At 66.7% G+C, this 13,691-nt stretch carries 16 protein-coding genes, 1 tRNA gene and 1 other RNA gene; 13 read left to right on the forward strand and 5 right to left on the reverse strand.

Annotated elements, in window-relative coordinates; translation table 11 throughout:
• The first annotated feature begins 30 nt into the window (after positions 1 to 30).
• Positions 31 to 2,001, forward strand: a complete 1,971-nt coding sequence (locus HG421_RS03750; RefSeq protein ID WP_169705278.1) for a peptidyl-prolyl cis-trans isomerase — start codon at positions 31 to 33, stop codon at positions 1,999 to 2,001.
• 345 nt (positions 2,002 to 2,346) lie between these two features.
• Here HG421_RS03750 and HG421_RS03755 read toward each other — a convergent pair whose 3' ends face one another.
• The gene (locus tag HG421_RS03755) at positions 2,347 to 3,534 is read right to left on the reverse strand and encodes a lytic transglycosylase domain-containing protein (protein ID WP_169705279.1); all 1,188 of its coding nucleotides are present in this window, start codon (positions 3,532 to 3,534) and stop codon (positions 2,347 to 2,349) included.
• Complete coding sequence (gloB, locus tag HG421_RS03760) at positions 3,531 to 4,298, reverse strand: hydroxyacylglutathione hydrolase (protein WP_169708075.1); 768 nt, start codon at positions 4,296 to 4,298, stop codon at positions 3,531 to 3,533. The genes HG421_RS03755 and gloB overlap by 4 nt, the downstream gene beginning before the upstream one ends.
• Positions 4,299 to 4,310: 12 nt before the next feature.
• Between gloB and HG421_RS03765 the strand changes: the two genes are divergently transcribed.
• From HG421_RS03765 to dnaQ, 3 genes are read left to right on the forward strand one after another with little or no spacing between them, the layout of a single operon-like run.
• The gene (locus HG421_RS03765; protein WP_169705280.1) at positions 4,311 to 4,967 is read left to right on the forward strand and encodes a hypothetical protein; all 657 of its coding nucleotides are present in this window, start codon (positions 4,311 to 4,313) and stop codon (positions 4,965 to 4,967) included.
• A 30-nt stretch (positions 4,968 to 4,997) separates the two neighbouring features.
• Positions 4,998 to 5,450 (forward strand): ribonuclease HI, encoded by a 453-nt coding sequence (gene rnhA, locus HG421_RS03770; RefSeq protein ID WP_169705281.1) that lies wholly within the window; start codon positions 4,998 to 5,000, stop codon positions 5,448 to 5,450.
• A gap of 9 nt (positions 5,451 to 5,459) precedes the next feature.
• Complete coding sequence (dnaQ, locus tag HG421_RS03775; protein ID WP_169705282.1) at positions 5,460 to 6,194, forward strand: DNA polymerase III subunit epsilon; 735 nt, start codon at positions 5,460 to 5,462, stop codon at positions 6,192 to 6,194.
• A gap of 130 nt (positions 6,195 to 6,324) precedes the next feature.
• Here dnaQ and HG421_RS03780 read toward each other — a convergent pair whose 3' ends face one another.
• Positions 6,325 to 7,029 carry a PP2C family protein-serine/threonine phosphatase gene (locus HG421_RS03780; RefSeq protein ID WP_104539788.1) on the reverse strand — a complete coding sequence of 235 codons (705 nt, stop codon included), beginning with the start codon at positions 7,027 to 7,029 and terminating at the stop codon, positions 6,325 to 6,327.
• 196 nt (positions 7,030 to 7,225) lie between these two features.
• On the opposite strand from HG421_RS03780, the gene HG421_RS03785 reads away from it, so the two are divergent.
• Both HG421_RS03785 and HG421_RS03790 read left to right on the forward strand, forming a co-directional pair.
• Positions 7,226 to 7,316: transfer RNA gene (locus tag HG421_RS03785), tRNA-Ser, on the forward strand.
• Between the two features lie 163 nt (positions 7,317 to 7,479).
• On the forward strand, positions 7,480 to 7,884 hold the full coding sequence (locus HG421_RS03790; protein ID WP_169705283.1) for a DUF6165 family protein: 405 nt from the start codon (positions 7,480 to 7,482) through the stop codon (positions 7,882 to 7,884).
• Between the two features lie 202 nt (positions 7,885 to 8,086).
• Here HG421_RS03790 and HG421_RS03795 read toward each other — a convergent pair whose 3' ends face one another.
• A complete protein-coding gene (locus HG421_RS03795) occupies positions 8,087 to 9,136 on the reverse strand; it encodes a glycosyltransferase family 9 protein (RefSeq protein WP_169705284.1) in 1,050 nt (349 codons plus the stop codon).
• A 20-nt stretch (positions 9,137 to 9,156) separates the two neighbouring features.
• On the opposite strand from HG421_RS03795, the gene HG421_RS03800 reads away from it, so the two are divergent.
• From HG421_RS03800 to HG421_RS03830, 7 genes are read left to right on the forward strand one after another with little or no spacing between them, the layout of a single operon-like run.
• Entirely contained in the window at positions 9,157 to 9,906 is a 750-nt protein-coding gene (locus HG421_RS03800) for a 3-deoxy-D-manno-octulosonic acid kinase (RefSeq protein WP_169705285.1), read from the forward strand.
• A complete protein-coding gene (locus HG421_RS03805; RefSeq protein ID WP_169705286.1) occupies positions 9,906 to 10,655 on the forward strand; it encodes an MBL fold metallo-hydrolase in 750 nt (249 codons plus the stop codon). The genes HG421_RS03800 and HG421_RS03805 overlap by 1 nt, the downstream gene beginning before the upstream one ends.
• Positions 10,655 to 11,686, forward strand: a complete 1,032-nt coding sequence (moaA, locus tag HG421_RS03810) for a GTP 3',8-cyclase MoaA (protein ID WP_169705287.1) — start codon at positions 10,655 to 10,657, stop codon at positions 11,684 to 11,686. The genes HG421_RS03805 and moaA overlap by 1 nt, the downstream gene beginning before the upstream one ends.
• A complete protein-coding gene (locus HG421_RS03815) occupies positions 11,683 to 11,844 on the forward strand; it encodes a hypothetical protein (protein WP_168968095.1) in 162 nt (53 codons plus the stop codon). The genes moaA and HG421_RS03815 overlap by 4 nt, the downstream gene beginning before the upstream one ends.
• Before the next feature lie 24 nt (positions 11,845 to 11,868).
• A complete protein-coding gene (gene moaC, locus HG421_RS03820) occupies positions 11,869 to 12,366 on the forward strand; it encodes a cyclic pyranopterin monophosphate synthase MoaC (RefSeq protein WP_169705288.1) in 498 nt (165 codons plus the stop codon).
• A complete protein-coding gene (locus HG421_RS03825; RefSeq protein ID WP_169705289.1) occupies positions 12,363 to 12,608 on the forward strand; it encodes a MoaD/ThiS family protein in 246 nt (81 codons plus the stop codon). The genes moaC and HG421_RS03825 overlap by 4 nt, the downstream gene beginning before the upstream one ends.
• Positions 12,605 to 13,048 carry a molybdenum cofactor biosynthesis protein MoaE gene (locus HG421_RS03830; protein WP_169705290.1) on the forward strand — a complete coding sequence of 148 codons (444 nt, stop codon included), beginning with the start codon at positions 12,605 to 12,607 and terminating at the stop codon, positions 13,046 to 13,048. The genes HG421_RS03825 and HG421_RS03830 overlap by 4 nt, the downstream gene beginning before the upstream one ends.
• 397 nt (positions 13,049 to 13,445) lie before the next feature.
• On the opposite strand, the gene ffs is transcribed toward HG421_RS03830, so the two are convergent.
• Positions 13,446 to 13,542: signal recognition particle sRNA small type (gene ffs, locus HG421_RS03835), an RNA gene on the reverse strand.
• Between the last annotated feature and the right edge of the window lie 149 nt (positions 13,543 to 13,691).

A 13,691-nucleotide genomic window follows, 5' to 3' on the forward strand; every position in this document is an offset into this window, starting at 1 on the left:
CGCGGCTCGCCCACAGGCCGTGATTTGCCAATGCTGCAGAAACTTCGCGACAAGACGTCAGGCTGGATCGCCACCGCCATCCTGGGGTTGCTGATGATTCCGTTCCTGTTCGTCATCGACAACAGCTACCTGGGCGGCATTGGCGCCAATAACGTCGCCAAGGTGCAGGCGCCACCGACCTGGTGGAAGTCAGCGCCGACGTGGTGGCCGGTCTCGCTGCTTTGGCAGCACCATGAAATCAGCACGCAGGATTTCCGCACGCGTTTCGAGCAGGCGCGGATGCAGGAGCGTCAGCGTCAGGGCGAAAACTTCGACCCGCGCACCTTCGAGTCCCGCGAAAACAAGCTGCAGGTGCTCGACCAGTTGGTAGACGAGCAAGTGGTGCGGCTTGGTGCAGAAGATGCCGGCATCGTGATCGGCGATGCGACGGTGCGCGATTACATCAGCAACATCCAGGCGTTCCAGGTCGATGGCAAGTTCAGCCCGGATCAGTACCGCGCCGCCCTGGCGCAAGGTACGCCGCCGCGCACGCCTGCGCAGTTCGATGCGTTGGTGCGCGACAGCCTGCAGCAATCGGTGATTCCGCAGGCCGTGGCCGAATCGGGTTTTGCGACCAAGACCGAGTTCGAGCGTCTGCTCAAGCTGATGGGCGAAACGCGTGACGTGGAGCTGGCGATGTTGCCGGCGCCGGCGGCCGACACTGCCCCGGTCAGCGATGCGCAGATCAAGCAGTGGTATGACGCGCACACGCAGGATTTCCGTCAGCCGGAGATGGTGAGCATCGAATACGTGGAGCTCAACGCCGCCACGATGCCGCCGGTCACGGCGGCCGATGAAGCCACGCTGCGCAAGCGCTACGAGGAAGAGAAGGCGCGCTTTGTCGAGCCGGATCAGCGTCTGGCGTCGCATATCCTGATCACTGCCGGCAGCGATGCTGCTGCGCAGAAGGCAGCAGAAGCAAAGGCTGCCAAGCTGGCTGCCGAGGCCAAGCAGCCAGGCGCCGACTTCGCCGCGTTGGCCAAGGCCAACTCGCAGGATCCTGGCTCCAAGAATGCCGGTGGCGATCTGGGCTGGGTCGAGAAGGGCACGATGGTCAAGCCGTTCGAAGATGCGCTGTTCTCGATGAAGGCGGGCGAGGTGGTCGGGCCGATCAAGAGCGAATTCGGCTATCACGTGATCCAGTTGCGCGAGGTCAAGGGCGGGCAGGGCAAGTCGTTCGAGCAGGTCCGCGACCAGCTTGCGGCCGAGCAACTCAAGGCCGATGCGGACAAGGCATTTGCCGATGTCAGCGGCAAGCTGGTGGATCAGATCTACAAGAACCCCACCGCCTTGGAGCCGGCCGCAAAGCAGGTCGGTTTGCCGGTACAGACCCTGGGCCCGTTCTCGCGGGCCACTGCCAGCGGCATTGCCGCCAATCCGGCGGTGCTGCGCTCGGCATTTTCCGAAACGCTGGTGCAGGACGGGACGGTGAGCGATCCGATCACCATCGCGCCCAACCACAGCGTGGTGCTGCGCGTGACCAACCACACCGCCGAACAGGCGTTGCCGTTGGACAAGGTGCGCGACAAGGTGATTGCCGCCGTGCATGCGGATCGCACCGAGAAGGCCGCTGCCGCCGCTGCAGACGCATTACTGGCCCGCGTGCAGAAGGGCGAAACGCTGCAGGCGCTGGCGGAGAGCGAGAAGCTGCAGCTGCAGCCGATCCCGGGGCTGCCGCGTACTGCACCAATTCCGACGCCTGCCGCAAACCGCGCAATTTTCAGCGCTCCTCGCCCGAGCGAGGGTAAGCCGTCGGTGGGCAAGGTGGAGCTGGATGGCGGGCGCTTTGCGGTGTTCGTCATCAGCAAGGCCACGCCGGGCGACTTGAAGCAGATGCCGGTCGAGCAGCAGACGATGCTGCGCGAGCAGCTGAGCCAGATCGACGGAAACAACGCGGCGCAGGCCTACGTCAAGCAAATGCGCAAGCGGTACAAGATCCAGATCGAAGAAGCGCAGCTGTAACGCCGCGCGGTCGATTGCGGTCAGGAACGAGCCCGGGCAACCGGGCTTTTTCTTGCCTGTAACTGCATGCCCGGATAGCCGTGAGCGCGGTAGTGCGCTCACGGGTCTGGGCAAATTCGTGCGCAGAGCCCTACGCGCACGATTTCGAAAGGCGGAATCAGACAACCGCTGCGCACCGGCGACGCGGCGCCAATGGTGGGCGCTTTGCGGCCGAGAAATTCGCGCAGAACAGGACTGCCTACGCGATGCCGCTCCTACGGAGGTAGGCAAGGTGGGCGGTTCGGAGGGCGTGTGCCGATGCGCTGGGCCACCGGGAACGATTGGGTGCGACGACCTCTGTGGACGTCAGGGCGTATCGTTGAACGACAGCACCATGCCCGGCTTGAGGACGGCGCGCTTGTCCAGGCCGTTGCTGGCGAGCAGGGTGGCGACCGTGATGCCGTAGCGGCGTGCGATGGCCCAGGCCGATTCTCCACTGCGGACGGTGTGGGTCCTGGCAGGCGCTTTGGAGGATTTGGCAGTGGCGCCACTGGCCGCTGTTGCTGCCGGTGCGCTAATGCCGGCGTCCGTATCGGTCGTCGGGGATGCGGTGGCGACAACTGCTCCGCTGGACCCAGGCTGCGCCGGTGCAACGGGCGCAAGCACGTGCACACCCGTGGGGGCGGCACGAGCGCTTGCCACGGCGGGGTTGAGGCGGGCCAGCAGCTGCGGTTCGATCGTGCGTTGCCCGGCCCAGGCGTTGAGGCTGGTACCGGCAGGCAGCGCGTGTTCGGTCAGGACCGGGACCTGGCGGTCCAGGGACGTCAACAGATTGCCCTGCTGCTGCGCATGATCGAGGACGCAGGCCAGCGCATGCAGTTTTTCGACGTAGTCGTAGGTGACCTTGGACATGCCCGGCAATTCAGATGGACGCGCGTTCTGGGCATTCATCCCGGCGCTGCGCATTGCCTGCAACACCCGGTACTCGCCGGCGTTGTAGGCCATCAGTGCCAGTCGCCAGTCGCCGCCGAACATGCCGTACAGCGTCTTGAGGTAGCGCACCGCCGCCGTGGTGGAATCCACCGCCGACAGGCGGCCGTCGTACTGCGCGCCGACCGGAACATGGTGGTTGCGGGCCGTGGTGGCGATGAATTGCCAGAGTCCGGCCGGGCCGCTGCCGTTGCGCGCGCCGGGGCGGTAGCCACTTTCGACGAACGGGATCAGCGCAAATTCGGTGGGCATGTCGGCGGCACGCAGCTCGTCGACGACATAGCCGAACAACGGCAGGACATCCTGTGCGTCGTCGGCCAAACGCGCGGGCGCGCGCGAGAAATGCTGTTCCCAACGGGTGTCGCTATGTTCGCTGTCGCAGCCAGGATCGGCGCGGCCTTCCAGAAACGACGAAAAAATCTCGCGCCCGTTTCGCATGCTGGGCGCGCTGGTCGGTGTGGAGGAGCTCTCGGCCGATGGCGGGCGACCGGCATCGGTGGACGCTGCAGACGCCGGCGCGGTGGCCGCACAGGCGGCCAGCACTGCCAAAACAAGACGCCTCATGCGCGAAATTCGTCTTTCCAGCACCGAAGTTCGGCGAAAACGTCTACTTCGGAGGAAACGGGGCCGGCTGCACGTGGCGCTACCGCAGAGCGGATTTCAGGACGGCTGGTACGTAAGAACGGATTGGTGGCCAGTTCACTCTTGAGCGAAATCGGCAGGGTAGGACGGGCTGCTTGACGCATGGCCTGGGCTTCCTGTTGACGGCGCTGCAAGGCAGCGTTGGTGGGATCGACGTGCAGCGCAAAGGCCGCGTTGGCCAGGGTGTATTCATGACCACAACACACAAGCGTTTCGCCGGGCAATCGGGCCAGGCGCTGCAACGCGTCGAACATCTGCGGAGCGGTACCTTCGAACATGCGCCCACAGCCTAGGCTGAACAGAGTATCACCACTGAGCAGGTGGCTGTCGGTCACGAAGGCGATATGGCTACGGGTGTGGCCGGGAACCTCCAGCACCTGGAATGCAGTTCCCAGCAGACGCAACCGCTCGCCCTGGCCCACCTGGCGGGCGGTTGCAGGGATGCGCTCGTCGGCGGGGCCGAACAGCTCCAGCTGCGGCCAACGCGCCTGCAGCGCCGCCACGCCACCGATATGGTCGGCATGGTGGTGGGTCAACAAGACGGCGCTGGGAACCCATCCGCCGCGTTCTGCGGCGGCAATCACCGGCTCGGCCTGCCCCGGATCGACCACGATGGCGCGGCCATCGGCGGCGACCAACGCCCAGATGTAGTTGTCGTCGAATGCGGGCAGGGCGATCAGTCGCATAGAATTGGGACCATGCCTGCCACGCCATTCTCCCGTCAAGCTGGTGTCTCAACCTGGTTTGATACGGGGGCGGGGCGCAGCCTGCTGCAGCTGGAGCGCCGGCTGGCGTTGGAGGCGCTGCAGGCGCGCCCATCCCAACCCTGGCTGTGGGTGACGCCCAGCGGCGATCTGCCGCCGCGCGAGGGCTTGCAGGGCCGCGGCCTGCGCCTGTTTCGCAATGCCGGACGTTTTGCCGGCGATGCCCGCTGTGCGATGCCGTTTCCGCTACCGACCGAGAGCCTGCAGGCCATCGTGGTGCAGCATGCCGTGGTGGGCGGGGCGGCGGATTTTCTGGCCGAGTGCGAGCGCCTGTTGATGCCGGGGGGCCGGCTGTGGTTGTTCACGCTCAACCCGTTGAGCCCTTATCGCGTCCACTGGGCGCGTCGCGGCCCGGTGGCGCTGCGCCCGGATCGCTGGCGCGTGCTCGCGCAGCGCGCCGGCCTGCAGACCGTGGAGACGGAGCGCTACCTTGGGCCGATCTGGCGTGTCGGGCGTGGCGCGTCCGATCCCGGTCGCGCGCCCTGGCGCGCGGTGTATCTGCTCGAAGTGGAAAAGCGCGCCTGCGCACCGATCGCGCCGACCCCGATTGCGCTGCCGTCGCGCTGGCCGCAGCCGGTGGCCACGATTTGACCCCTAGTCACGTTGCAACCCTGGAAACTGATGAAATCTATTGAAGTGCATACCGACGGCTCCTGCCTCGGCAATCCCGGTCCGGGCGGTTGGGCGGCGCTGTTGCGCTACAACGGCCGCGAGAAGGAACTGGCCGGTGGCGAAGCGGTGTCCACCAACAACCGCATGGAGCTGATGGCCGCGATCATGGCGCTGGAAACGCTGACCGAGCCGTGCCAGATCGTGCTGCATACCGACTCGCAATACGTGCGACAGGGCATCACCGAGTGGATGTCCGGCTGGGTGCGACGTGGCTGGAAGACGGCAGGCGGTGATCCGGTCAAGAACCGCGAACTGTGGGAGCGGCTGCATGCGGCCACGCAGCGGCACAGCATCGATTGGCGGTGGGTGAAGGGCCACAATGGCGACCCGGACAACGAACGCGTCGATGTGCTCGCTCGCACTCAGGCCATTGCCCAGCGCAGTGGCAGCGCAACCGCGTAAGAGGATTCAATGCGTCAGATCATTCTCGATACAGAAACCACCGGCCTGGAATGGCGCAAGGGCAACCGCGTCGTGGAAATCGGTGCGGTGGAGCTGCTGGAGCGGCGCCCGAGCGGCAACAATTTCCATCGCTACCTGAAACCCGATTGCGACTTCGAACCCGGCGCGCAGGAAGTCACCGGGCTGACCCTGGAATTTTTGGCCGACAAGCCGCTGTTTGCCGATGTGGCGGAGGAATTTCTCGCCTATATCGACGGCGCGGAGCTGATCATCCACAACGCCGCGTTCGACCTGGGCTTCCTCGACAACGAACTGGCGCTGCTGGGCGACGGCTACGGCCGCATCATCGACCGCGCCACCGTGGTCGACACCTTGATGATGGCGCGCGAGCGTTATCCGGGGCAGCGCAATTCGCTGGATGCCTTGTGCAAACGGCTGGGCGTGGACAACTCGCACCGCCAGTTGCACGGCGCCTTGCTCGATGCGCAGATCCTGGCAGATGTGTACATCGCGCTGACCTCCGGGCAGGAAGAGATCGGCTTCGCCAGCGCCGATGCCGGCCAGCATGCCAGCGATGGCGACAATGCGATCACCTTCGACCCGGCGTTGCTGTTGCCGCGCCCGCGCGTGGCGGTGACGGCCTCCGAGACGCAGGCGCATGAGGCGCGTCTGGCGCAGCTGCGCAAGAAGGCCGGGCGTGCGCTATGGGATCCGCCGGTCGAAGCGGTTGCGGTCGCCGGCTAGGCGACGATAGGCAATAGGCGGGTGGCGGGCGATGCGCTCGGGCGTGGCTCGCCCAGCCGCTACCGACGCGCCCCGCGCGGATCAGGCTGCAAAGCGGCTGTTGAAGCGCCCAGGCAGCGCGAGGTGCGCCTCAGTAGCTGCGCACCAGGATGGCGGTGATGTTGTCCGAGCCGCCGCCATCCAGCGCTGCGGCCACCAGGCATTCCACGCATTCCTGCGCGCTGCAATCGGCCTGCGACAGCGTTGCCGCGATCGCGGCATCGTCCACTTCCTCGGTCAGCCCGTCGCTGCACAGCAGCAGCTGCATGCCGGATTTGAGTTCGCCCTGCATGGTGGCGACGTTGAGATGCGCCGGGTCGGTCACGCCCAGCGCCTGGGTCACCACGTTGCGATGCGGATGCGCGCGCGCCTGCTCGCTGGTGAGCGTGCCCTGGGCGATGAGTTCCTGCACATAACTGTGGTCCTGGCTCAGCTGGGCCAGGCGTCCGTCGCGCCAGAGATAGGCGCGGCTGTCGCCGACCCAGGCCACTTCGAAGCGCTGGCCCAGCACGCGTGCGGCGACCACGGTAGTGCCCATCGGCAAGGTGTCGTTGCAGCGGCGCGAGGTCTTGATGATTTCCTCGTCGGCGATGCGGATGGCCTGCGCCAGCGGCGTGCCGGCGCGCACTTCGCGCACGATGGTTTCGCGTGCCAGTGCGCTGGCGACCTCGCCGCAGGCGTGCCCCCCCATGCCATCGGCCACCAGCCACAACCCCAGTTCGCTGTCGCCGTAGTAGGTGTCCTCGTTGAGGTCACGGCGCAGGCCGACGTGGGTGAGGTGTCCGAATTCGAGCATGGGGCCGGGTCGCCAGGGAGAAGGTGCGCCACCATCATCGCGGCCCGACCGGCCAGCAGCAACACGCGGCCGGCGAACGGCGCAGTGCCGGTTCACGCCCGGCCGGTGAGGGTGCCACCTGGGGCCGGCCCGGGCCGCTTGTGGCCGGGGCCGTGTGCCCGTATGATGCACGGCCCCAGGACACTGGGGACCATCTGGAGAGGTGGCAGAGCGGTTGAATGTACCTGACTCGAAATCAGGCAGGCGTTTATAGCGCCTCGGGGGTTCGAATCCCCCCCTCTCCGCCAGATTAAGGCGAGCAGGTGTGCCAGTGCCGCGTGAGTTCGCCGGCGGTATGTCCTTCTGTCGCCAGATTTGCATCAGCCCCCGCAAGGGGGCTTTTGTTTATGTGTGGCCATCGCTGCCTGCGGCGATGACTACAATCCGCTCGATTCCCGTTGGAGGCCTGTCATGTCCGAGATCCTGGTGCCCGTGTCCTTTGGTGAACTGCTCGACAAGATCGCGATCCTGCAGATCAAGTCCGAGCGCATGAGCGATGCAGCCAAGCTGGCCAATGTGCGCAACGAGCTGTCTGCGCTGGAAACCAGCTGGATGGCGCACCCGGCCGCCGGCCAAGACATCGTGCGCCTGCGCGCGGAACTGAAGGCCGTCAACGAGCGGCTGTGGGTGATCGAGGACGACATCCGGCTCAAGGAGCAGGCGCAGACCTTCGACGACGCCTTCGTGCAGCTCGCGCGCAGCGTGTATATCGAAAACGACGAGCGTGCGCGGATCAAGAAGCAGATCAACCTGGCACTGGGCTCGTCGTACGTGGAAGAGAAGTCCTACCAGGACTATCGCGCCAGCAAGGCCTGAGGGCCTGGTCCGGCCGATCGCGCTGCCGTGGGTTGGCGCGATCGATCCAGACAGGGGTTGATTGCAGCATGGCGCGGCGCCATGCCTGTGGCTGTGCTTCAGGGGGATTGCCAGTGTTCGCGCGCGGTGTCGGTGCGCAAAACGGCAGAACGCCGGCATTGTCTGGCCTGCAGCCTTGACGCCTATAGGCGCGCTTGGCCTTCTAGCCGGGATGATCGGCGCGGTAGCGTTCGAAGGCGGCAATCGCGTCCTCGACGGTGATCAACGCCATCACGTCATCGAACTCGATCTTGGTGCCCCAGCGCAGCTGGTCGGCCGGCGTGTGCAGATACTTGCGCGCCGCCGCGTCGTAGCGGTCCACGCAATAGCGCACGTCCGAATACGGGCCGCTGCGCCGCGGATTGCTGGCCGCATGCAGTCCCAGCACCTTCGTGCCCATCGCATTGGCGATGTGCATCGGCCCCGAATCCGGCGTGACCACCAGGTCCGCGCGGGCGAGCAGGGCGGGCAGCTGCTTGAGCGTGTCCTTGCCGACCAGGTCCAGCACCGGCGTGCGCGCGTTGGCGATGATGGCATCGGCGGTGCTGCGCTCCAGATCGCTGCGGCCGCCGCACAGGACGACGCGCCAGCCCTGCGCGGCCGCATGGTCGGCCAGGGCGGCATGCCGGTCCGGGTACCAGTTGCGCCTTACGTGGCTGGAGCAGGGCGAGATCATCAGCACCGGGCGGCCATCGTCGCGCCACTGCGCCTGCGCCCAGGCATGTGCGTCCTCGGGCACCGGCAGATCCCAGCGCACCTGGTTCTGGCGCAGGCCCAGCGGCTCGGCGAAGCTGCCGATGGCGTCGAGTACGTGGATGCCGGGGCGGTCGGCGATGCGTTCGTTGACGAACAGGCCGTGCAGGTCCTTGGAGCGGCTGCGGTCGTAGCCGATGCGCCGGCGCGCCGGCACGAAGGCCGAGAGCACGTTCGCGCGCAACGCCACCTGCATCTGCAGCAGGGCATCGAAGCGACCCAACGGCGCCAGCTGCTGGCGCAACGCGCGCATGCCGGCCACGCCGCTGCGTTTGTCGTAAGCGTGGAAATGCACGCCGGGCAGGCCGTCGAGCAACTTCAGCCCGGCCTTTTCGATGATCCAGTGCAGCGCGGTCTGCGGAAAGCCCGCCTGCAGCGTGCGCACCAGCGGCACCACGTGGGTGACGTCGCCCAGGGCGGACAAGCGCAGCAGACACAGCGATGCAGGCGTTACAGCCATGGTGTTGTTAGACTCGATAGATGGTTTCTTTCGACGCCACCGAAGCGCTGACGCCGTACCGCGAGGGCCGCGGCTATGGTGCCATTCTGTTCGACCGCGAACGGCTGCGGCAAGCCGACGCCGGGCTGTTTTCGCCGCAGCGCTGGGGCGACAGGGCGCGACCGGTCGACGAGGGTGGCCGCGGCGGGGCGTGGTTCGTGGATGCGCCGTTCGGTCGCAGCGTCTTGCGGCAATACCTGCGTGGCGGCATGGCGGCGCGCGTGAGCCGCGATCACTACCTGTGGAAAGGCGCCGGACGCACGCGCAGTTTTGCCGAGTTCCGGCTGATGCGCGAGCTGATCAAGCGCAAGCTGCCGGTACCGCGACCACTGGCCGCCTGCTATCTGCGCGAAGGCCTGGGCTACCGCGCGGCGCTGTTGATGGAGCGGCTGGAAAACGTGCGCTCGCTGGCCGATCACGCGCAGGTGGCCGGGCGCGGTGCGCCGTGGGAGGCCACCGGCCAGCTGATTGCGCGCTTCCATCGCGCCGGGCTGGATCACGCCGATCTCAACGCCCACAACATCCTGTTCGATGCCGGCGGGCATGGCTGGTTGATCGATTTCGACCGCGGCGTGCTGCGTATCCCGGCCACGCGCTGGCGCGAGCGCAACCTCAAGCGGCTGCATCGTTCGCTGCTGAAGCTGCGCGGCAACCGCAGCCGCGAGGAGGTCGACAAGGACTACGAGCGCCTGCATCGCGCCTACGAACTGGCCTGGGGCCGGGGCTACTGATGCAGTGGGCGTTGCGCGTGCAGGGGGTCGGCAATGCGTCGGCGGTGGCGCTCGGTTCGCCGATGGCCACGCTCGAGCGTGCCGGCGCGCCGTGGCTGACCATCGATTGCGGGAGCGAGGGGCTCACCGCCTTTCAGGCGCACTACGGCCAGCTACCGCAGGCAGTCTTCATCACCCACGTGCATCTGGACCATGTCGGCGGGCTGGAGCGGCTGTTCGTGGACAGTTATTTCTCCGAACGACGTGGGCGCACGCGCCTGTACGTGCCGGCGCCGGTGGTGCCGTTGTTGCAGCGGCGCATCGCCGATTATCCGAATGTGCTGGCCGAGGGTGGGGCCAACTTCTGGGATGCGTTCCAGCTGGTGCCGGTGGGCGATGCGTTCTGGCACGACGGCGTGCGGCTGGAGGTGTTTCCGGTGCGCCACCATTGGCCGGAGACCGCCTACGGACTGCGCCTGCAGGGCGCGCTGGTCTGGACCGGAGACACCCGGCCCATCCCGGAGATGCTGAAGCGTTATGCGTGCGACAACGAGCTGATTGCGCATGACTGCGGCGTTCACGGCAACCCGTCGCATACTGGCGTGGACGATTTGGAGCGGGAGTACCCGCAGGACCTGTTGAGCCGCATGCTGCTGTACCACTACGCCAGCGATGCCGACGGCGACGTGCTGCGCGCGCGTGGTCATCGCGTGGCCGTGCCTGGGCAACATCTGGCGCTGGCGGACCCGACCGCCGCCATGGTGCGCTGATGGGCGCCCTGACGCTGCCGACGCTGGCCGGCGCCCCCATGCAGGACCGCTACGGCCGCCCGTTGCGCGACCTGCGCCTGTCGGTGATCGAGGCCTGCAATTTCCGTTGCGGCTACTGCATGCCGGCCGACCGCGTACCCGATGATTACGGCTTCGACTCACAGCAGCGGTTGAGTTTCGATCAACTGGAGACGCTGGTGCGTGCGTTCGTGTCGGTCGGCGTCACCAAGCTGCGCCTGACCGGCGGCGAGCCGCTGCTGCGCCGCGATCTGGCGAGCCTGATTGCGCGGCTGGCGGTGATCGATGGCATCGAAGACCTGGCGCTGACCACCAACGGCGCCCTGCTTGCGCGGCAGGCCCAGGCGCTGCGTGATGCCGGTCTGCGCCGGATCACGGTGAGCATGGATGCGCTGGACCCTGCGCTGTTCAAGCGCATGAGCGGTGGGCGCGGTGAGATCGCCCAGGTGTTGGGCGGCATTGCCGCGGCCGAACGGGCCGGGTTCGAGCGGCTGAAGATCAATTGCGTGGTGCAGCGGGGTGTCAACGAAGATCAGGTGCTGCCGCTGGTGGAGCACTTCCGGGGCAGCGGGCATGTGCTGCGTTTCATCGAATTCATGGACGTGGGTAGCTGCAACGGCTGGACGCCGGACGCGGTGGTGAGCTCGGCGCAGCTGCATGCGCGCATCCACGCGCGCTGGCCGTTGCGGGCGCTGGATGCCAACTACATCGGCGAGGTCGCGCAGCGTCACGCGTTTGCAGATGGTGCCGGCGAGGTGGGCTTCGTCAGTTCGGTCAGCGTGCCGTTCTGTGGCGATTGCCAGCGCGCACGCGTGTCGGCCGACGGGCATCTGTACACCTGCCTGTTCGCCAGCCAGGGCCATGACCTCAAACCGGCCCTGGCCAATGGCGAGCAGGGGCTGGCGACGCATCTGCGGCAGCGCTGGAGTCTGCGCGGCGACCGCTACAGCGAAGTACGCGCGTCGGCGCCGCGTCGCGGCAAGCCGGTCGAGATGTTTTTGATCGGCGGGTGAGCGAGGACGCAGTGCTGGCGCAGCTGCGCACACCGTCGATGGACCGCCGTCACCAGGTCGTGCAGGCCTTGCGCAGCCCGTTATGGCGCAGGAATGCTGAGGGGTGGCAGTTGCTGTTCCATCAAGGCACCCCGTTCACCGAGAATGCCGCATCCTGATCGCCTGTCTTCGCGTCGCTTCCCATGCCTGCAAAATCCCGTTCCGCACGCCTGACCCACCTCGACGATGCCGGGCTTCCCACCATGGTGGATGTCTCGGACAAGGTGATCACCGCCCGCAGCGCCACCGCGGAAAGCCGCGTGCGCTTTCCGGCTGCCGTCGCCGCGCAGTTGCGCGCCAACGGCTTGCGCAGCGCCAAGGGTGGCATCGTGGAGACCGCCGTGATTGCCGGCACCATGGCGGTCAAGCGTACCCACGAGCTGATTCCGTTCTGTCATCCGCTACCGATCGATGCGTGTCGTTTCGAGATCGACTGGGCCGGCGAGCAGGTGCTGGACATCCGTTGCACGGTGCGTTGCGTGCATCGTACCGGCGTGGAAATGGAGGCGCTTACCGGTGCCAGCGTGGCCGCGTTGACGGTCTATGACATGTGCAAGGCGCTATCGCACAGCATGCGCATCGGCCCGACCAAGCTGGTCTCCAAGCGCGGCGGCAAGCGCGATATCGGAGCGGCGCGATGACTGCGACGGTGACGGTGCTGTATTTCGCCAGCCTGCGCGAGGCGGCGGGCATGGCCGACGAGCGCGTGCAGTCCGATGCGCAGAGCTTGCGTGGCCTGTACGCCGAGCTCGATGCACGGCACGGTCTGCGCTGGACACCCGCGCAATTGCGGGTGGCCGTGGATGGCGCGTTCGCGCGTTGGGACGATGCGCTGCGCGACGGCAGCGAAGTGGTGTTCATTCCGCCGGTGTCGGGAGGTTGAGCATGAGCGATCAGATGGCCGCAGTGTTTGCGTTGTCCGATGTCCCGTTGCCGCTCGATCATCTGCGCGGCGGGATGGAACATCCGCATGCCGGTGCCTTTGCCAGCTTCGAAGGCTGGGTGCGCAATCACAATGAGGGTCGCACTGTGGCCGGGCTGCGCTACGAGGCGTACGCCGCACTGGCGCAGGCCGAAGGCCAGCGTGTGCTGGACGAGGCGATGCAACGGTTCTCCATCGTGCACGCGCACTGCGTGCACCGCGTGGGCGAGCTGCGCATCGGCGACATGGCGGTGTGGGTCGGCGTGAGTGCGGCGCACCGCGGCGCAGCCTTCGATGCATGCCGTTTCATCATCGACGAGGTCAAGGCGCGCGTGCCGATCTGGAAGCACGAGCATTACCTCGAAGGCGATGCGGGTTGGCTGCATCCCGAGTCGCAATGAGATCGATGCGCGGGTGTTGCACCCTCGTGGGTACAGGCCTCAGCAGGCCTGAGCGCAGGCAACTTGGTCGGGCTTGAACTGCTGCCGGTGGCTCGATCCCCGATTTGATCGAAGACGACGGCGCACACATCGCCACGGCGCATGTGGTTTGCGGAGCATCAGGGAGAGTAGGGTGGTGTCCCCGCCGGTTGACCTCGGCGCCCGCATCGCGCCGTAGGAGACGCTGACGCTGCGGGAATGCCTGCGCCGTCGCCACGGCAGGCACCAACGACGGGTTGGCGTTGCGCGTGCGTGCACAGCGCACCAGGAGGCACGGGCTGCTTACTGCCCGGTCGACCGTGTGCAAGCCAGGGTTCCGGCCAATGGGACCGGCGTCAGTCGAAGAGTTGGGGTGGTGCCCCCGCCGGTTGACCTCGGCGCCCGCATCAATCGATACCGTTGCTGCCTTCCGGCCCTGGCGGGATTTTCGATCTAGCGTCGCGAGGGACCGACGGGGCCACCATAAGACGTGGGCCATTGGCATGGCCCGGATCTGCTGCGACCGAGTGATCGCGCACATCATGAATCTGGCGGAGAGAGGGGGATTCACTCGGCATCTTCGATGCCTCGCCCTACGGGCGGCTTCGCCGTGCAGGTGGCTGCG

It is taken from the genome of Xanthomonas campestris pv. badrii, assembly GCF_012848175.1.
GTDB classification, from domain to species: Bacteria; Pseudomonadota; Gammaproteobacteria; order Xanthomonadales; family Xanthomonadaceae; genus Xanthomonas; species Xanthomonas campestris_C.